Raw genomic sequence first — 17,417 nt, 5'->3', positions numbered from 1 at the left:
GCAACCTCGACACAGTAGGCTGACGCATGGTTACGCCGCTGATCCTCGACTGCGACCCCGGGCACGACGACGCGCTGGCGATTCTGCTCGCGGTCGCGGATCCCACCGTCGACTTGCGCGCCGTGACAACGGTTGCCGGAAACCAGACCGTCGACAAGTGCACGCTCAACGCTCGGCGGGTGCTGTCGCTGGCCGGGGTCTCGTCGGTTCCGGTCGCGCGGGGCGCCGACCGGCCGTTGGTGCGGCCGTTGCGGATCGCGGACGACGTACACGGTGGGACGGGGTTGGACGGGCCTACGTTCACCGGTGAGCCTTCGGTGCCGGAGTCGCCGTTACGGGCGCACGAGTTGCTGGTCGACGTACTGCGGGAACCGGCGACGGTCGTGGCGACCGGCGCGCTGACGAACCTCGCGCGGCTGCTCACGGAGGCGCCTGAGGCGGCGGCGAACATCACCGAGATCGTGTGGATGGGCGGCTCGACGGACCGCGGCAACATCCAGCCGCTGGCGGAGGCGAACGCGTACGTCGACCCGGAGGCGGCGGATGTCGTCGTACGGTCCGGGATCCCGTTCACGATGTGCGGGCTCAATGTCACGCATCAGGCGCTGGTCACGGATGACGTCCTGGCTCGGCTGGCGCGGATCGGCACGCCGCTGGCGGACGTGTGCGGGGAGTGGATGACGTTCTTCGCGTCGACGTACCGGGAGCTGTTCGGTTTCGAGCACCCGCCGCTGCACGATCCGGTTGCTGTCGCCCGGGTGATCGATCCTGCGATCGTCCGGTGTGTCGAGGCCAACCTGGTCGTCGAAACCGAGGGCCGGTGGACCGCCGGCGCGACCGTGGTCGACCTCGACGGCTACACGGGTCGCCCGCCCAACGTACGGATTGCCGTGGACCTGGACCGCGATGCCTTCTGGGACAGGCTCCTCACCGCGATCTCCGTCTGCTGACAGCGGAACACCCTTCTCCCCGAAGCTCCCCTCCCCCAGGCTGGAGCAGTCGAAGGAGAACACCATGTACGTCGAGAAGCAGACTGCCCCGCAGCCCCGGCTGGGCCCACCGCCGCGCTCCGCCGCGCCCGCTACCGCCACCCGTCCGGCGGTGGGCCGGCCGCGCGGTGACGTGCCGGGACGACCTTGGCCGGAGGTGCCGGGGCCTGGGGTGCCGGCGAAGCCGGAAGGGCCGGCTGCGCCGCAGCCGATTTTGCCGGCCTGGTACGAGCCGGTGTCGGTGAACGTGGAGCGGGAGCTGGCTGACCGGTTGCTCGCGGAGCGGGTGATCCTGGTCGGCGGGCGGCTGGACGACGGACTGGCGGAGCATGTGGCGGCGCAGTTGCTGCTGCTGGATGCCGGGGGCAACGAACCGGTGACCATCCACCTGTCGGCCGCCTACTCCGAGCTGGACGCCGCGCTCTCGGTCGCCGCGGCGATCGACCTGATCCGCGCACCGGTGCACGTCGTTGCCCGCGGCACCGTCCGCGGTCCCGCGGTCGCCGTACTCGCGGCCGCCGCGCGACGCCAGGCCCACAAGCACACGATGTTCGTACTCTCGGTTCCGCCGTTCACCGCGAACGGCACCGCCGACGAACTCGCCGCCCTCGCCTCCCAGCACGACCGCGAACTCGCCCGCCTCCGTGACCTCGTCACCCAGGCAACCGGCCGCACCCCCGACGAGGTCACCGAGGACCTGACCACCGGCCGAGTCCTCTCCGCCGAGGAGGCGCAGACCTACGGCCTGATCACCGATCTCCTCTGAGTGTCAGCACCAGGCGGCCGGAGGTCTTGCCTGCCGCCTGGCGCTCCCACGCCGACGCGACGTTCGCGAGCGTGACAGTCTCGTGCGCGACTCTGATCGCACCGGCCGCGGCATGCTGCAGTACGGCGGTCAGCGCATCCTGCCGCTGCTCCGCCGTCAGCGCGTTGTTCGTATACCCGAGCACGCTCGCCGACTTGCTCCGCAGTACCGCCGACGAGAACACCGCCTCGTCTCCCGACGACCCGCCCAGGTTCACCAGCCGCCCGCCCTCCGCCAGCACCCGCGACGCAGCCGTCGCCGCCACCCCGAACACCGGATCGATCACCACGTCGTACGGCCCGCCGAGCCGCGCCGTCAACTCGTCCACATCGGTGCTCAAGGCAACCACCTCGTGCGCCCCGGCATCCACCGCCCGCGCCCGCGAGGCATCCGACCGTACGACGGCCACCACACGCCCCGCCCCGAGCACCCGCGCCGCCCCGATCGCCACCTGCCCGACCGCGCCACCGCCCCCGAGCACCAGCACCCGCTCCCCCGCCTGCAGCCGGGCCCGCAACGTCAACGTCATCCACCCGGCGACCCCGGACAACCCGATCGCCGCCACCGCCGCATCGTCCGCGCCCGGCTCGAGCGCCACCAGGTCGCCATCCGGTACGGCGGCCCGCTCGGCGAGGCTGCCGTCGCCCGGAGCCATCCCGGCGGACGTCGCGAAGAACACCCGCGTCCCTGGCGCGACCGTCGCGGACTCCTCCACCACGCCGACGCCCTGCACACCGGGCACGTACGGCAGCGCCGGCGCCCCGAAGTACGACGTACCGGAAGCACACAGCAGATCCAGCGGCACGATCGGCGCGGCCGTCACCCGGACGATGGACCGGCCCGCGCCCGCGACCGGGTCGGGGTGTTCCGCCTGCGTTGGCGGTTCACCGTGGGTGTGCAGGACTGCGGCTCGCACAGCGTCTCCTCAGGTCGCGATGTCCGGATACGGTAGCGAATGGTGCCGGAGGGCGTGACCGTAGGCCTTCTGGTACTCGAGTGGGCCGTGGTCACGCTCGAACATCGCGATGAACAGCGTCAGCGTGAGGAACGGATGCGCGCCCAGCTCGAACAGCGCCACGTGGTCGTGCTCCCGCAGGGCCTTCCGCTCGTCCGCGGTGAACGACTGCCAGGTCGACTTCTCCGGCACCGCACAGTTGAGCAGCTGATTGGCGATCTCCGCCTCCCACCAGGTCACCGTCCCGGCGGGATCTGCCCGGTAGCGCTCGACGAGGTCCGGGTCGCGATCGACCGTGTAGAGGAACTTGTTCAGCAGGTACCTGCTCATGCCGGCACTCCGTTCGGGTACCAGGTGAAGTACGCCTCCATGGTGTGGAACAGGTCCAGCGAGTCCACGTGGTCCGCCTTCGCGCCGGCCCCGGCGACGCCCATCATCAGCATGAAGTCCATGAACCCGTGCGTCGCGTTCCCGGGCAGGTGCAGGCTGTCCAGCGTCACCTCGGACAGGCAGCCCTCGATGTCGCCGCCCGCGATCCACTCGACGGCCTTGCGGTCGAACTCGGGGTCCGGACCGTGCGCGCCGAACTGCCGCGGCCCGCCCAGCTCCAGGGACAAATGCCCGGTCCCGATGATCGCGACCCGCTTGTCGATCGGCCAGGACTCGACCAGTTGCCGGATCGTCCGGCCGAGCTCGACGAACCGCCCCGGGCGCGGCAGCGGCGGCGCGAAGATGTTCGTGTAGATCGGTACGATCGGCAGGTCCGCGTCCGGACGGAGCGTGATGATCGGGCAGGTGATGCTGTGGTCGATCCGCAGTTCGTTGCTGAAGGCAAGGTCGAAGCCGGCGTCCAGGCCGTTGCGCAGGATGTGTCCGGCGAGCTGCTCGTCACCGGTCAGCCGCATCCGGGGCAGCCCGAACTCGCGTTCCTCGTTGTACCAGTTCGCGTCGAAGTACGGCGCCTTGCCGACCAGGAACTGCGGCATGTTGTCCAGCCACAACTGGTGGAAGTGGTCGCTGCCGACCATCACCAGGATGTCCGGGCGGGCCTTCGTCAGGGTCTCCCGGAACGCCTCGATCTTCGCCACCCACTCGTCCGCGAACGGCGGCCGGCCGGCACCGGTCGCGGTGCTCGCGCGGTAGTAGAACGGATGGTGGGTGGACGCGATCACCGCGGCGACGGTGGCCATCTGGTGCTCCTTTACGGCTCGACGTACTCGGCGTTGCGATCGATCGTCAGGTAGGCGTCCATCCCGATCGGACGCCGGCGCTCCTCGGCCAACTGCCCCAGCAACCCCGCCGCCCGCGCAAGCAGCGCATACCCCCGCAACAGCTCGACCGGCAACCCCAGATCGGCCAGCGCCGCGCCACACACCCCCGCACCGTTCAGAGGAAGTCGGCGCCCGAGGACCTGCTCGTGCATTCGCCCGACAGCCTGGAACAGTTTGAGATGCGGTCCCTCCAGACCTTCCTCACGGGCGATCCCGATCAGAACCGGCGTGCGCGGATCTTCGACCTTGTGCACCGGATGCCCCAACCCAGGGATGAACGTTCCGTTCGCCCGGGACTGTCGGACGAGTTGCAGAGCGAGGGTGTCCCAGTCGGAGTCACCGGTCGGCACGGGGTCCGGGAGCGCGGCGTGCAGGAACTGGGCGCAGTCTTCGGTGACGCCCAGGAAACGGGAGCCGCCGCCCAGGAGGCCGGCCGCCAGGGCGCCTTGGAGGGAGTCGGGGGCGGACAGGTAGGTGAGGCGGGCGGCGATGGCCGTCGGGGTGAAGCCGTGGTCGGCGAGGGCTACCAGGACGGCTTCGAAGACGCGGGTCTCGGACGGGGTCGGGCGCCGCATCGCGACCAGCCAGAAGGCGAGTTCGCCGAAGCCGACCTTGCCCATCAGGTCGGCCGTGAGGTCCTGGCCGAGCAGCCGGATCTCGTCGGCCGTCGACGTACCCAATGACGTGGGGAAACTCAGTCCGTCAGCCACTTGCGCAGCTCACCTCCGTGTTCGTCGAGGGACGGCGGCGGCAGCCGGTACGACGCCGCGCTGTCCGAGAACGTGATCGGGTTGCGGACCCCGGGGATGCCGCCCGCGGTCACCACCGGGTCCAGGCCGATGTCCTCCGCGAACGCCACCCCGCCCGCCACCGTGTTGATCGGGCCGCACGGGACACCGGCCGCGATGATGTCCTGGAACCACTCCATCCGGGTCCGGGTCCGCAGCCGCTCCACCAATAGTGGCCGGAGCTCGTCGCGGTTCGCCGTACGCTGCTCGTTCCGGTCGAAGCGTGGGTCGTCGGCCAGTTCCGGTACGCCGAGCACCTCGACCAGCCTGCGGAACTGCCCGTTGTTCCCGGCCGTGATGATCAGGTCCCCGTCGGCGCAGGGCAGCGGCTCGTACGGGAACAGGCTCGGGTGGCTGTTCCCCATCCGCTCCGGCACCACGCCGCCCGCGACGTACGCGCTCGACTGGTTCACCAGCCCGGACAGCGCCGACGACAACAGGTTCACCTCGACGTGCTGACCGCGGCCGCTGTCCGCCCGCTGGTGCAGCGCCGACAGTACGCCGATGGTCGCGTGCAGCCCGGCCATCACGTCGAACACCGAGATCCCGGCCCGGAACGGCTCGCCGCCCGGATCGCCGGTCAGGCTCATCAGCCCGGAGATCGCCTGCACGATCAGGTCGTACCCGGGCAGCTCCGCACCCCGCGGCCCGGACCCGAACCCGCTGATCGACGCGTAGACCAGCCGCGGGTTGCCCTCGGCAACGGCCTGGTAGTCGAGCCCGAACCGCGCCAGCCCGCCCGGCCGGAAGTTCTCCACCAGTACGTCGGCCCGCCGGGCCAGCTCGTGGGCCACCGCCAGGTCCTCGGCGTTCTTCAGGTCGAGCGCGATCGACCGCTTGTTCCGGTTCACCGCGAGGTAGTACGTCGAGACGCCGTCGCGGACCGGTGGCTGCCAGGACCGGGTGTCGTCACCGCCGGGCGCCTCGACCTTGATCACGTCGGCGCCCAGATCGGCGAGCAGCATGGTCGCGTACGGCCCCGCGAGGATCCGCGAGAAGTCGGCCACCAGCAACCCGGACAACGGTCCCTTCACGCAACCTCCAGGATTCACGGACATCTGTCCGCAATCAGTCTCGGCAGCGCGAAAGTCTGCCGTCAAGACCTCTTGACAGCACTCGCAGGGCGGCAGAGAGTGAGCCTCATCGCCCCGATGACCGTCATACGGACGTCTGTCCGGCTACTTCTGGAGGGGACTCATGAGCACAGCACCGATCGTCTTGCGGGGCGGCACGGTCCTGACGATGGACGACCGGCACACGGTGCTGCCGAGCGCGGACGTGCTGATCGCCGGCGATCAGGTCGCCGAGGTCGGCCCGAACCTCGCCGTCCCCGAGGGCACTCAGGTGATCGACGCGACCGGCGGCATCGTGATGCCCGGGATGATCGACACCCACCGGCACATGTGGCAGACCGCGATGCGCGCGTACGGCGCCGACTGGACGCTCACGCAGTACTTCGTCTGGTACTACCTCGAGCACGGCAGGACCTTCCGCCCCGAGGACGTGCACGCCGGCAACCTGACGTCGGCCTGGGAGTCCCTCGAGGCGGGCGTGACCACCACCGTCGACTGGTCGCACGGCCTGCAGAGCGTCGAGCACGCCGAGGCCGCCATGGACGCGCTGCGCGCCGTACCCGGGCGGTTCGTGCTTGCCTACGGCAACATCCAGGCCGGGCCGTGGGAGTGGACCGCGGACCCCGCCGTACGGGCGTTCCTCGAGCGGCTGCGCGACGACGGGCGGCTCGGGCTGCAGCTGGCCTTCGACGTCACCGGAGACCCGGAGTTCCCGGAGCGGGCCGCGTTCGAGGTGGCCCGCGAACTCGACCTGCCGGTCACCACGCACGCCGGCGTCTGGGGCGCGACGAACGACAACGGCATCCGGCTCATGCACGAGAACGAGTTCATGACGCCGAAGAACATCTACGTCCACTCGGCGACGCTGACCACTGACTCGTACCAGCGGATCGCTGCGACCGGCGGCTCAATCTCGGTCTCCACCGAGTCCGAGCAGAGCGCCGGCCAGGGGTATCCGCCCACCTGGCAGGTCCGGCGGCACAACATCCCGGTGTCGCTCTCGATGGACACCAGCGTGTGGTGGAGCGGCGACCTGTTCAGCGCGATGCGCAGTACGCTCGGCGCCGACCGCGCCCGGGAGCACCTGGAGGCGCATCTGAAGGGTGCCACCGTGACGCACAGCCATCTCCGCGCCGAGCACGTTGTCGACTGGGCGACCCGCGGCGGCGCGAAGGCTCTCGGCCGCGACGACCTCGGCAGCCTCGAACCAGGTAAGAAGGCCGACGTCGTGCTGATCAAGAACGACGCCTCACCGGTCTCGTTCCCGCTCCTCAATCCCTACGGCCACGTCGCGTTCCAGGCGCAGCGCGGCGACGTACACACGGTCATCGTCGACGGTCGCGTGGTGAAGCAGGACCACAAGCTGGTCGGTTGCGACCTGTCCGCCGTACGCCGGGAAGTCGACGCGACCGTGGAACACCTGCGGTCGGCGCTCGGCGAGGAGGCGTGGAAGAGCGGGATGAACCCGGAGCTGCCGGAGGGCGAGGTGCTGGACAACCCGTACCAGTACACGGACTACAAGTCCGACTCGACCCGCGAAGCGCGTGGCACCATCTTCGGTGAACCGTAGACAGCAGGAGGACAGATGGCAGGCCGCGGAACCGGACCGGACTTCGTCGAGGCGCTGGCGCGCGGACTGGACGTGCTCGCCTGCTTCGACGCCGGCCACCGCACGATGTCGCTGTCTGAGGTCGCGGCGGCCGCCGGTCTCGCCCGGCCGACCGCGCGCCGGCTGCTGCTGACGCTGGAGGAGCTCGGCTTCGTGCGGACCGCGGACGGCGCGTTCCAGCTGACGCCGAAGGTGCTCACGCTCGGGATGGCGTACGTCGGTTCACTCGGCCTGTGGGACATCGCGCGACCGCACCTGGAGGCGCTCGTCGCCCGCACCGGCGAGTCGTCGTCGATGGCGCAGCTCGACGGGTCCGACATCGTGTACGTCGCGCGCGTGTCGGTACCGAAGCTGATCGCGCTGCGGGTCGACATCGGCACCCGGTTCCCTGCCGTACAGACCTCCCAGGGGAAGGTGTTGCTGTCGGCGCTCTCCCCCGACGAGTTGGCGGACGTACTGGCGCAGCCGAGCCGGGCGGGGCTTCCGCCGTACATCGGGCGAAGTGGTGAGCAGCTGCGGGACGAGCTGACCGAGATCCGGGCGCGCGGCTGGGCGTTGGCGGACGAGGAACTCGCGCCGGGAGTTCGGTCGGTCGCGGCGCCGGTCCGCGACGGGACCGGCACCGTCCGGGCCGCGATGAACGTGACCGTGCATGCGGCGGAGACGACGGTCGACACGCTGCTGCAGGACCATCTGCCGTTGCTGCTGCGCACCGCTGGGGACGTCAGCGCGGAGTGGGCGTTGTGGCAGTCGCGGCCACACGTGGAGATCGAACTGCGGGACGAGACGACTGCTTGAATGGTGCGATGACTGAATCCATTCCTCGCTTCCATCTCGCGATGCCGGTCGACGATCTGGACGCGGCGCGGCGCTTCTACGGTGAGGTTCTCGGGCTCGCGCAGGGTCGCAGCTCCGAGACCTGGATCGACTGGAACCTGCACGGTCACCAGTTCGTCACGCACCTCGCGCCCGAGCGCGCGCAGCGGATCCACAACCCGGTCGACGGGCACGACGTACCGGTGCCTCACTTCGGGCTGATCCTCGCCGTCGAGGAGTTCCAGCAGTTCGCGCAGCGGCTCACGGCGGCCGGCACCGAGTTCGTGATCGAGCCGTACGTCCGGTTCCAGGGGCAGACCGGCGAGCAGTGGACGATGTTCTTCCACGACCCGGCCGGGAACGCCCTCGAGTTCAAGGCGTTCGCGGACGACTCGCAGGTGTTCGCAACCTAGGGGGTGATCCAGCCGGTGAGGATGGTGATGCCCGAGCGGGTGGAGCAGACCAGGCGGTACGGGACGGTCGGCGGCGGGCCGAGGACGAAGAAGCCGAGTTCGTCGATGTCCGCGGTGGCCAGTGTGCCGCCGTCGCCGCGGGCGGTGACCGAGCCGTCCTCGGGTGGGTCGAGTTGCCCGAGGACGGCGTCCGGAGTGAGCTCCAGCTCCACCGTCCAGCCGTCCGACGCGAACGTCATCGACCGCAGTACCGCACTCTCGGAGCGGACCGCGAGCGCGGCCGGCGGGTGCAGCGCCGAGTCGTAGGTGAGCGCCGCCAGCTCGGCGTCGATGGTCCGCCACGCGAACGCCGCCTTGCCGGCCTCGACGAACGCCGCCGGTACGTCGTCCGCGTCGGCGAACGCCACCCGCAACGCCTCGATCAGTTTCTCGTCGTCGTTCCAGTCCGGGTCGATCACGATCTCACCCCCTTGATCCGTCGTCGGCCGCGAGCATCGCCAGGGCCGGTGTCTGCCGCAGCCGGGTCAGGCAGCGCGCCCGGTTCGGGCCGATGCTGCCGATCGGTAGTTCCAGTCGCCGGCTGATCTCGTCGTACGGCGCCGGCGGGTCCTGCATGAGCAGCGACAGCAGCAGCTGGCACCGGCGGGACAGCTCACCGAACGCGGTCCGCAGGATCGCGCCACGCTCGTGCCGCAGTACCTCTTCCTCCGCGATCGCCTGCTCCGGTACGTCGGTGGAGGCCGCCAGGTCGACCGGTTCGACACGACTGCCGGCCCGGATCAGCCGGAAGCACTCGCGCTGCGTCGTGGTCGCGATCCAGCCCGGCAACGCGGCCGGCTCGCGCAGGCCGGGCAGGTGCTCGACCAGCCGCAGCCACACGCTCTGCCCGACGTCGTCGATGTCGGGCTGCGCCAGCCGGTACCGCCGGCAGATCGAGTAGACCAGCGGCGCGTACCGCTGCACCAGCTCGTCCCACGCGTTCTTCTCGCCGTCCCTGGCCCTGGCGACCAGGTCGACGACCGTCGGATCGTCCCGCATGCCGTCCCCCCTCTCCGCCGGACCACTCTGCTCTTACTGGTACAGAGCGCTCCGGCCGACTGCTGATACATCACGCCCCGAGTGCGACGAACGATCGCCCCGCCGCCTCCGCGACCGGGTCGTTCCCGATCCTCTGCCGGGCTGCCGCGAAGGCCTCCGCCAACGATTGGCCGGCCCGCAGGTTCTCGTGGACGGCGAGCATCAGCGGCGCGGTCGCCGGGTCGTTCACCGGTACGACGCTCGCGAGGATGCCGGCCGCGCCGAGCGGGATCAGGCTGCTGCTCAACCCGAGCAGCTCGTCCGCGCCGACCGGCTTCGCGAGCCCGGAATCGCAGCTGGACAAGACCATCCGGTACGGCGCCCGGCGCAGGCGCTCGAAGTCGTACACGGTCAGCGGTCCGTCGTCGAGCCGCAGTGACGAGAACAGCGGGCTGTCCGCGCGGAACGTGCCGTGCGCCGCGATATGCGCGATCCACGCGCCGTCGAGGGCCCGCAGTACGCTCTCCGCCGTCGCGTCGCCGTCCGCGAGCACGGTCGCGTCCGGGTACTGCGCCGCCAGCCGCAGCACCTCACCACGCGCCGCCGGCAACCCCGGCCCCAGCACCAGCACCACCCGCCGCTCGGCCGGCGCCCGCACCTCCCGAGCCCGCAACCACACCGCCGCCGAAGGCACCACGTTCACCGCCCGCTCCCCCAGCACCAACCCCCAAGGCAACGCCTGCAACCGCCCCGGCGGCACCACCACCACCGCCCGATCCCCGATCAGCTCCCGCGCACTCCCCAACACCGCGTCCGCCAACCGCCTCCCCAACACCTCGAACGACGGCCCGCGATAACCCCCGCTCCCACCTGCACCCGCAGGACGCGGCCCACCCTCCCCACCCGCCGCACCCGCGGGACGCGGTGCACCCTCGCCACCCGCGGGACGCGGTGCACCCTCGCCACCCGCGGGACGCGGCGCGCCCGGCTCACCCTCCCCACCCGCCGGCTGCCGCCGGCCAACCGCCGTCCCGTCCACCACCCCTCCGAGCGCAGAGGGGTGTGGAAATCCCACCAGCGGCCGAGCGTGTGGGAGCCCCGCGACCGGGGAGGCGTCTGGAAACCCCGCAGGCGAACCAACGTCCGGCAACCCCGTGGGTGGAGCGGTGGGTGGAAACCCATCCGGTGAAGCGGTGGGCGGGAACCCATCGGACGGAGCGGTGGGTGGAAACCCCTCGGCCGGACCGGCGTGCGGAAACCCCTCGGCCGGACCGGGGTATGGGAACCCCTCGGGTCGAGCGGCGGGCGGGAACCCCTCGGGTGCAGCGGTGGGCGTGTGGGGGGTGGGTATCGGGGTTGGGGGGCGGGTGTGGGCGAGGCGGCGGAGGTGGAAGCGGGTGCGTTCTGCTTCGAGGGCGGCGGTGGTGAGGGAGCCTACCTCGTGGTGGGTGATGTTGCCGTCGCGGAGGACCAGTGCGTGGAGTGTCCCGCCGATGTCTAGCAGTTCTACGAGCACCGTTTCGCCCAGTGCGTCGATCAGTTCGTCGACGTCGAACGGCAGCAGCGCCCCGTCCCGCGCCCCACCCTGCGCGCGCAACGTACGGTCCCGCACCGTCTTCTCCAGTCGCCGCCGTTCTTTCTCCAGCAACGGATCCGGTGCCGCGTCCAACCGCCGTACGACGTCCCGCAACGCGGCGAGCTCCCCGGCCAGCTGACCATCGTCGGACGGCCGGACCGGTGGAACGCCCAACGTCGTCGCCCGCCACCGCTCGGCCCACACCAGCAACCGCCGCGGATCGTCGCGCCGCAACGCATCCCGCAACGCCAGCTCAGCCAACTCGGCGCCCTGCCCGGTCGCCAACGCCCGCAACTCGGTCGCGCCCATCGTCAGCCGATGCTCGTCCAACGCATCCAACCCACGACCACACGCCGACAACATCGCCCGTACGTCGCCCCGCGCCTCGGCCCGCAACGCCTTCCCCAGCCACGCCGCACTCCGCGCGATCGGCGGCGCGTCCTTGCTGTGCTGCCCCGCCAACGCCAGCTGTCGATCCGCCGCCACCGTCCGCCCAGCAGCCAACGCCAACCGCCCAGCCAGCAGATGCGCCGCCGTCGCCTCCGAAGCACCCACCGCATCGAGCCGCCGCGCCACCTCGGTCACCCGCCGAAGCAACGCCTCCCCGCGCTCACCCGCCTGGTACCGCGCCTCCAGCACCACCATCGACGACCGCACCGACCACCACTCCCGCCGCTGCGCCGAGAACAGCCGCCGCGCCCGCTCCGCTCGCTCCTGTGCCCCGGCCGGATCCCCCGCCGCCAGCGCGGCCGTCGCCGCCGCGAACAACAGCTCGCCCCGCTTCGTCGCCGTACCGCCCCCAGCTCCGATCGCCTGATCCATCTCGGCCAGCGCCTCCGCGCTCAACCCGGCGGCCAGCAGTACGCCGCACCGGTCGATCGCGAGGTCCGGCCAGCTCACGCCGACCGCCGCGAACCGCCGTCCCGCCTCGTCCAGGTACCGCAGCGCGGCCGGCAGATCCCCCCGCGCGTACGCGACCAGCCCCCGGTTTCCCCGCGCCTCGGCGTACTCGAACTCCTGCCCCGCGGCGGCGTACAACTTCTCCGCGACCGCGAAATCCGCGTCCGCCCGCTTCGTCCCGCCCAACGCCAGTTGGATGAATCCGCGATAGTTCCGCGACCGCGCCTCCCAGACCTGGTCGCCGGACCGCCGCAGCCGGGTGATCGCGGCCCGCAGGTCGTCGAGCGCCTCCCGGTGCCGGCCGAGCACGAGCAGTACGTCGGCCCGCCGCAGCAGCACCCGCCCCGTCAGCGCGCCGCGGCTGAGGTCCACCGCCCGGTCCAGCCGGGCCAGCCCCTCGCGGCTCCGCCCCGCCCGGCCGAGCGTTGCGCCCAACGTGGCAAGGACATCCGCCTCCCGCTCCGACCGCCCGGACTGCTCGGCCAGCCGCAGCGCGGTGCGCAACTGCCGGACCGCCGGCGGCACCTCGCCGAGCTGCCGCAGCCCGATCCCCCAGGCCTGGTGCGCGATCGAGGCGGCGACGGCCGGCGGCGAATCGGCCAGCACTGTCCGCGCCGCGGCGATCGCGTCGTGCGGACGCGACAACGCGAGCGGCAGTAGATTTTCCACCGCCGCGGCACTCCCCCCGGCCACCGGCATTCTGAAATGATACGGCCGCAGATTGATCCAGGGGAGGAAACGGAAAATGGTGGATCAAACGAATGAGCGAAAGTACGTCGCGCAGCTCGAATTGATTCTGGCGGCGTACGGCAAAGAGGTCGAGATCTTCCCGCCGGACTGGGAGAAGCGGCCGGAGGGGGCCGACTACCTGTACCGCACCGGCGTGGTACTGGTCCGCGACGAGGACGTCCCGCGGGTGATCGAACTGTTCCGCGGCGGCCGTCCGGCCGAGGGCGGGATCGGCGGCGTCACCCGGCTGCTGCTGCCCGACGAGGTACCGCCGGACGCGCCGGAGGACCGTTCGTACACCCAACGATTCCTGCGGTACGCCGACCTGCGTCTCGGGCGCGGCGTGGTAACGCCGGAACACCTGTTCTACGTGTGCCCGAGCGTCAGCCCGTGCCCGGCCACCGAGCCGGAGGAAGTACCGCCGGGCAGTCCGCCGGACCCGGTGCTGCCGACGCCGTTCCTGCCCGCGGGCGCCGCCGACGGCCGTGGTGTGAAGGTCGTCGTACTCGATGTCGGCTGGTCGGACGCGCCCGCGGCGTACTGGCTGGGCGGGGTGACCGGCGACCCGGAGAACGCGTTCGACGGCTCCGGGCGGATCCGTCCGTACGCCGGGCACGGCACGTTCATCGCCGGGGTGATGCGGGCGGTCGCGCGCAATGTGGAGATCGTCGTGAAGAGCTACTTCACCACGGCCGGGGCGATGTGGGAGTTCGATCTCGCGCAGGCGCTGGACGAGGTACTCGACCTGGCGCCGGACGTCATCAGCCTGTCGGCCGGTACGCGGACCCGCTTCAACCTGCCGCCGCTCGGGCTGGACGTGTTCATCAAGACCAGGCTCGACCGGATCAACGGCCTGGCTCTGGTCGCTGCCGCGGGCAACGAGGCGACCCGGGACTACTTCTGGCCGGCCGCGTTCCCGGAGACGGTCGGGGTCGGTGCGCTCGCGGACAACGGGCGCGACCGGGCGTCGTTCAGCAACTTCGGCGGCTGGGTCGACGTTTACGCACCCGGGTCGGACCTGGTGAACGCGTTCCTCACCGGCGAGTACCAGTGCACCGAACCGCCACACGCGGGCGAACTCCGCGAGTTCGAAGGCATGGCGCGCTGGAGCGGTACGTCGTTCGCGACACCGCTGGTCGCCGGGCTGATCGCGGGGCGGATGTCCGTCACCGGCGAGAACGCCGTACAGGCAGCCGCCGCGCTGCTCGCGTTCGCCCGCACCCAGCCGGCTCCCGGAACCGGCCCGGTCCTCCAGGCCGGCGACGCGCTCGCCTCGCTCTGAGACGCGCGCCGACGCGCGCCGACGCGGTGCGGACCTCCGGCCTGACCGCCCGGACTCCCCGCACCGCGTCAGCCTCCCCCTCTACGCCGCCCTGCGCCGCTCTCCCCCCTGCAACGGCCGAGGGCGTCCCCCCACACTGCTGCGGAGTCGCCCTCGGCGCGGATTGATACACCCGATTGTGTGGAAAGTTTTCACCGTGCGGGTGGCTTCGGATGCTCACAAAGGAACGGCGCCCGGGAGGCGCTGGAGTGGTACGCGTACTGCTTCCCGCCGACCTCGAGGATCGTCCGGTTCCCCGGTACCAGCATCTGGGTGTACATCATCCCCGGTTCCGGGCAGCCGAGGCTGCCGTCCGGCCAGGTCACCTCGGTCGAACTGACCACCTTCACGGCGGCGGCGTCGACGCCCAGCCGCTTGGCCAGATCGGCCGTGGCCTGCGCGGCGGGACCGCCGCCGGGGCTCGCGGGCCCGGAACTGCTACTCGTGCTCGGCGTCATGGACGGTTGTCCTCCAGTCGTCGATTCATTGCCGCACGCAACCAGCAGCACGGCCACAGCCACCACGGTCAGCGCCTCGCGCATCATGATCACCTCTCACCCTAGACGCCGCCCGGTGACGGTTCGTTGCAGTGGCTCAACTGAGAGTTGGCTGAGAGCAGTTCACCTGATGTTTGCCGCTTGTCAGCCAACGGCCGGAAGGATCCAGATCTCGGGAACCGTCATTCCAAGGAGTCACACCATGTCTGTCGACCGCCGTTCCGTCCTCCGCGGCGCCGCTGCCGGCGCCGCCGGCGTCGGCTTCACCACTGTCGGCGCCGTGCCGACGCTGGCCGAGGCCACCCCCGCGTCGCACCCCGGCCACGGGCCGTTCCCGCAGCACCGGCCCTTCCCGCCGCTGCTCGACGACCCGAAGGGCATCCTCGCGCTGCCGGCCGGGTTCAAGTACAAGATCGTCACCAAGGCCGGCGAGACCAAGCTGAAGAGCGGCCACCCGACGCCGACGCTGCACGACGGTACGGCGGTGTTCGCCGGCGACCGCGGCCGGTACCAGCTGATCCAGAACCACGAGATCGGCGGCAACGACGCGCTCGGCGTACCGCAGATCGAGGGCACCGTCTACGACACCGGCGTCGGCGCGGCCGGCGGCTGCACGGTGATCGACGTCGACAAGGACGGCACGAACCTCGGCGAGTGGGTCGGCATCTCCGGCACGCTGACGAACTGCGCCGGCGGCCCGACCCCGTGGGGCACCTGGATGACCTGCGAGGAGACCGAGAACAAGGCCAACGGCACCACCCGGCTGAAGGACCACGGGTACGTCTTCGAGGTCTGGGGCGACGGCAAGACCGCGCACCCGGTGCCGCTGAAGGCGCTCGGCCGGTACGCCCACGAGGCGCTCGCGATCGACGCCGACCGGACCCACGTCTACCTGTCCGAGGACGCCTCCGGCCCGAACGGGTCCTTCTACCGCTGGTCGGGCCCGCGCGGCTACAAGCTCGGCCCGCACAGCTGGCAGGACCTGCAGAACAAGGACTTCGGCACGCTCGAGGCGCTCGCGATCCTCGGTGACGACGGCAAGCCGATCCCGGACGTGGCGTACCTGACCTCCGCGCAGCTGCTCCGCCCGTTCCGGGTGAAGTGGGTGCCGGTGCCGGACCGCGACGGCGCGACCACCTCGGTGCGCAAGCAGTTCACCGACGGCCAGATCACCCGCGGCAAGAAGTTCGAGGGCGTCTTCGGCACCGAGGACGGCGTGTACGTCGTGAACTCGTACGCCGAGTCCGGTACGTCGGACCTGCCCAAGGACGCGGTCCCGCACGACGGCATGGTCTGGTTCTACAACTACAAGACCGAGACGATCCAGCTGGTCACGTACTTCCCGGACAACGCGGCCGCCGACCTCGGCCCGGACGCGAAGTACGACGACTACAACTTCGACAGCCCGGACAACGTCACCGTGACGCCGTGGGGCTCGCTGGTACTGGCCGAGGACGGCAACGCCAGCAGCCACGTGCTGAGCGCGACGCCGGGCGGCCCGACGTACGCCATCGCCCGCAACCAGCTGAACGACTCCGAGTTCACCGGTCCGTCGTTCTCCGCCGACGGCAAGGTGCTGTTCGTCAACATCCAGACGCCGGGCATCACGCTGGCGATCACCGGCCCGTGGCGCGACTACCTCGGCTGAGCGCCCGGAGCAGGTTGACCGGACGGTCGTCGGGCGCGTTGCGTACTTCGGTCATCAGGTAGGAGAAGCTGGTCTCGCGGCCCGGCCAGGCGCCGTGCCGCGAGCCACCGGCCCCGGCGTGCCCGAACGCGTCCGCGTCGTCGCCCATCCGGCCGTCACCGGTCTGCAACTCGAAGCCGGCGCCGTACCGCATCTCGCGGCCGCGCCGGATCTCACGCCGTCCCAGCTCGACGGTCCTCGGCGTCAGGATGCCGTCGGGGTCGAGCAGGGACGCGTAGAACTTCGCCATCCCGCGGGCCGTCGCATAACCGCCGACCGCGGCCAGGCCGGCGCTTCTGTATTCGGTGCTGTTCCAGATCTTCTCCGCACCCGGCACCCACAACGGGTTCGGCCCCTCCACCAGCACACCTTCTGGCGCCACCATCGTCGCCACCCGGTGATGCAGCGCGTCCGGCAACCCGATCCACACCTCCAGCTCCAGCGGCGCGGCAAACTCCTCCGCAAAGAACCGCCCGACGGGCCGCCCGTCCACCCGCCGCACCAGCTCGTCCAGCAACCAGCCCCAGGAAATCGGGTGGTAGACGAACCCGGCGTGGGCATCCGGGGCCTGCGCGGCCAGATGTGCCGCCATCGCATCGTGGTCCAGCAGCTCGGCGTACCCCGCCTCCACGCCCGGCAGCCGCGCCTGGTGCGACAGCACCTCCGCGACCGTGACCGATTCCTTGCCCTGGGCACCGAACTCGGGCCAGTACCGGCTGAGCGGATCGTCCAGCGTCAACTGTCCGCGCTGGACGAGCAGCAGCACGCACGCGGCGGTCAGCCCCTTCGTGCCGGAGAACATCAGGTGGATCGTGTCGCGGCCCGCCGTACCGCCCCACAGGTCGACCACCAGCTCGCCCCGGTGGTACGCCGCGAACGCCGCGCCCGGCTCGCCGTACTCGGTGAAGTTCCGCTCGAACGCCTCAGCTACGTGTGCCCACATGAGGCATGATAGTACCGATCGTTCTTAT

Annotated in this window: 17 protein-coding genes; 7 read left to right on the top strand and 10 right to left on the bottom strand. The window is 70.9% G+C overall.

From position 1 onward, the window contains the following. Positions 1-26: 26 nt before the first annotated feature. Positions 27-950 (top strand): nucleoside hydrolase, encoded by a 924-nt coding sequence (locus ACQHIV_RS07300; protein ID WP_427892694.1) that lies wholly within the window; start codon positions 27-29, stop codon positions 948-950. Positions 951-1,014: 64 nt separating this feature from the next. Next, positions 1,015-1,755 carry an ATP-dependent Clp protease proteolytic subunit gene (locus ACQHIV_RS07295; RefSeq protein ID WP_427892693.1) on the top strand — a complete coding sequence of 247 codons (741 nt, stop codon included), beginning with the start codon at positions 1,015-1,017 and terminating at the stop codon, positions 1,753-1,755. On the opposite strand, the gene ACQHIV_RS07290 is transcribed toward ACQHIV_RS07295, so the two are convergent. From ACQHIV_RS07290 to ACQHIV_RS07270, 5 genes are read right to left on the bottom strand one after another with little or no spacing between them, the layout of a single operon-like run. Further along, the gene (locus ACQHIV_RS07290) at positions 1,739-2,710 is read right to left on the bottom strand and encodes a quinone oxidoreductase family protein (RefSeq protein WP_427892692.1); all 972 of its coding nucleotides are present in this window, start codon (positions 2,708-2,710) and stop codon (positions 1,739-1,741) included. The two genes, ACQHIV_RS07295 and ACQHIV_RS07290, sit on opposite strands and share 17 nt — an antisense overlap. A gap of 9 nt (positions 2,711-2,719) precedes the next feature. Continuing rightward, positions 2,720-3,079 carry a hypothetical protein gene (locus ACQHIV_RS07285; protein ID WP_427892691.1) on the bottom strand — a complete coding sequence of 120 codons (360 nt, stop codon included), beginning with the start codon at positions 3,077-3,079 and terminating at the stop codon, positions 2,720-2,722. Continuing rightward, entirely contained in the window at positions 3,076-3,939 is an 864-nt protein-coding gene (locus tag ACQHIV_RS07280) for a hypothetical protein (protein ID WP_427892690.1), read from the bottom strand. The genes ACQHIV_RS07285 and ACQHIV_RS07280 overlap by 4 nt, the downstream gene beginning before the upstream one ends. An 11-nt stretch (positions 3,940-3,950) precedes the next feature. After that, positions 3,951-4,730, bottom strand: coding sequence for a citryl-CoA lyase (locus tag ACQHIV_RS07275; protein WP_427892689.1), 780 nt, complete (start codon positions 4,728-4,730; stop codon positions 3,951-3,953). Further along, positions 4,715-5,842: a CaiB/BaiF CoA transferase family protein gene (locus tag ACQHIV_RS07270; protein WP_427892688.1), complete on the bottom strand. Its 1,128-nt coding sequence runs from the start codon at positions 5,840-5,842 to the stop codon at positions 4,715-4,717. Before ACQHIV_RS07270 ends, ACQHIV_RS07275 begins: the two co-directional genes overlap by 16 nt. A gap of 163 nt (positions 5,843-6,005) precedes the next feature. On the opposite strand from ACQHIV_RS07270, the gene ACQHIV_RS07265 reads away from it, so the two are divergent. From ACQHIV_RS07265 to ACQHIV_RS07255, 3 genes are read left to right on the top strand one after another with little or no spacing between them, the layout of a single operon-like run. Then, positions 6,006-7,451, top strand: a complete 1,446-nt coding sequence (locus ACQHIV_RS07265) for an amidohydrolase family protein (protein ID WP_427892687.1) — start codon at positions 6,006-6,008, stop codon at positions 7,449-7,451. Positions 7,452-7,466: 15 nt separating this feature from the next. Continuing rightward, positions 7,467-8,288, top strand: a complete 822-nt coding sequence (locus ACQHIV_RS07260) for an IclR family transcriptional regulator domain-containing protein (protein WP_427892686.1) — start codon at positions 7,467-7,469, stop codon at positions 8,286-8,288. A gap of 8 nt (positions 8,289-8,296) precedes the next feature. Next, complete coding sequence (locus tag ACQHIV_RS07255) at positions 8,297-8,719, top strand: VOC family protein (RefSeq protein ID WP_427892685.1); 423 nt, start codon at positions 8,297-8,299, stop codon at positions 8,717-8,719. Here the strand turns inward: ACQHIV_RS07255 and ACQHIV_RS07250 are convergent. The 3 genes from ACQHIV_RS07250 to ACQHIV_RS07240 all read right to left on the bottom strand — a co-directional run bounded on the left by ACQHIV_RS07250 (position 8,716) and on the right by ACQHIV_RS07240 (position 12,881). Then, positions 8,716-9,177, bottom strand: a complete 462-nt coding sequence (locus ACQHIV_RS07250) for a hypothetical protein (protein ID WP_427892684.1) — start codon at positions 9,175-9,177, stop codon at positions 8,716-8,718. The genes ACQHIV_RS07255 and ACQHIV_RS07250 overlap by 4 nt on opposite strands. 4 nt (positions 9,178-9,181) lie before the next feature. Further along, entirely contained in the window at positions 9,182-9,757 is a 576-nt protein-coding gene (locus ACQHIV_RS07245) for an RNA polymerase sigma factor (protein ID WP_427892683.1), read from the bottom strand. A gap of 70 nt (positions 9,758-9,827) precedes the next feature. After that, entirely contained in the window at positions 9,828-12,881 is a 3,054-nt protein-coding gene (locus tag ACQHIV_RS07240; RefSeq protein WP_427892682.1) for a CHAT domain-containing protein, read from the bottom strand. A gap of 76 nt (positions 12,882-12,957) precedes the next feature. Between ACQHIV_RS07240 and ACQHIV_RS07235 the strand changes: the two genes are divergently transcribed. Next, positions 12,958-14,223: a S8 family peptidase gene (locus tag ACQHIV_RS07235; protein ID WP_427892681.1), complete on the top strand. Its 1,266-nt coding sequence runs from the start codon at positions 12,958-12,960 to the stop codon at positions 14,221-14,223. Between the two features lie 191 nt (positions 14,224-14,414). Here the strand turns inward: ACQHIV_RS07235 and ACQHIV_RS07230 are convergent, their stop codons facing one another. Further along, complete coding sequence (locus tag ACQHIV_RS07230; RefSeq protein WP_427892680.1) at positions 14,415-14,720, bottom strand: hypothetical protein; 306 nt, start codon at positions 14,718-14,720, stop codon at positions 14,415-14,417. A 241-nt stretch (positions 14,721-14,961) separates the two neighbouring features. On the opposite strand from ACQHIV_RS07230, the gene ACQHIV_RS07225 reads away from it, so the two are divergent. Beyond that, on the top strand, positions 14,962-16,407 hold the full coding sequence (locus ACQHIV_RS07225; RefSeq protein WP_427892679.1) for an alkaline phosphatase PhoX: 1,446 nt from the start codon (positions 14,962-14,964) through the stop codon (positions 16,405-16,407). Here ACQHIV_RS07225 and ACQHIV_RS07220 read toward each other — a convergent pair. Next, positions 16,376-17,389: a serine hydrolase domain-containing protein gene (locus ACQHIV_RS07220; protein WP_427892678.1), complete on the bottom strand. Its 1,014-nt coding sequence runs from the start codon at positions 17,387-17,389 to the stop codon at positions 16,376-16,378. The genes ACQHIV_RS07225 and ACQHIV_RS07220 overlap by 32 nt on opposite strands. Positions 17,390-17,417 lie beyond the last annotated feature (28 nt).

The organism is Kribbella polygonati (assembly GCF_050320105.1).
Classification (GTDB): domain Bacteria; phylum Actinomycetota; class Actinomycetes; order Propionibacteriales; family Kribbellaceae; genus Kribbella.
This window is presented reverse-complemented; position numbering and strand designations above follow the sequence as displayed.

Coding starts and splice junctions, on each gene's coding strand:
- ACQHIV_RS07230 (WP_427892680.1), bottom strand. CDS start 14,720: ATGACGCCGAGCACGAGTAGCAGTTCCGGGCCCGCGAGCCCCGGCGGC.
- ACQHIV_RS07265 (WP_427892687.1), top strand. CDS start 6,006: ATGAGCACAGCACCGATCGTCTTGCGGGGCGGCACGGTCCTGACGATG.
- ACQHIV_RS07220 (WP_427892678.1), bottom strand. CDS start 17,389: ATGTGGGCACACGTAGCTGAGGCGTTCGAGCGGAACTTCACCGAGTAC.
- ACQHIV_RS07295 (WP_427892693.1), top strand. CDS start 1,015: ATGTACGTCGAGAAGCAGACTGCCCCGCAGCCCCGGCTGGGCCCACCG.
- ACQHIV_RS07245 (WP_427892683.1), bottom strand. CDS start 9,757: ATGCGGGACGATCCGACGGTCGTCGACCTGGTCGCCAGGGCCAGGGAC.
- ACQHIV_RS07235 (WP_427892681.1), top strand. CDS start 12,958: ATGGTGGATCAAACGAATGAGCGAAAGTACGTCGCGCAGCTCGAATTG.
- ACQHIV_RS07260 (WP_427892686.1), top strand. CDS start 7,467: ATGGCAGGCCGCGGAACCGGACCGGACTTCGTCGAGGCGCTGGCGCGC.
- ACQHIV_RS07225 (WP_427892679.1), top strand. CDS start 14,962: ATGTCTGTCGACCGCCGTTCCGTCCTCCGCGGCGCCGCTGCCGGCGCC.
- ACQHIV_RS07300 (WP_427892694.1), top strand. CDS start 27: ATGGTTACGCCGCTGATCCTCGACTGCGACCCCGGGCACGACGACGCG.
- ACQHIV_RS07285 (WP_427892691.1), bottom strand. CDS start 3,079: ATGAGCAGGTACCTGCTGAACAAGTTCCTCTACACGGTCGATCGCGAC.
- ACQHIV_RS07255 (WP_427892685.1), top strand. CDS start 8,297: ATGACTGAATCCATTCCTCGCTTCCATCTCGCGATGCCGGTCGACGAT.
- ACQHIV_RS07280 (WP_427892690.1), bottom strand. CDS start 3,939: ATGGCCACCGTCGCCGCGGTGATCGCGTCCACCCACCATCCGTTCTAC.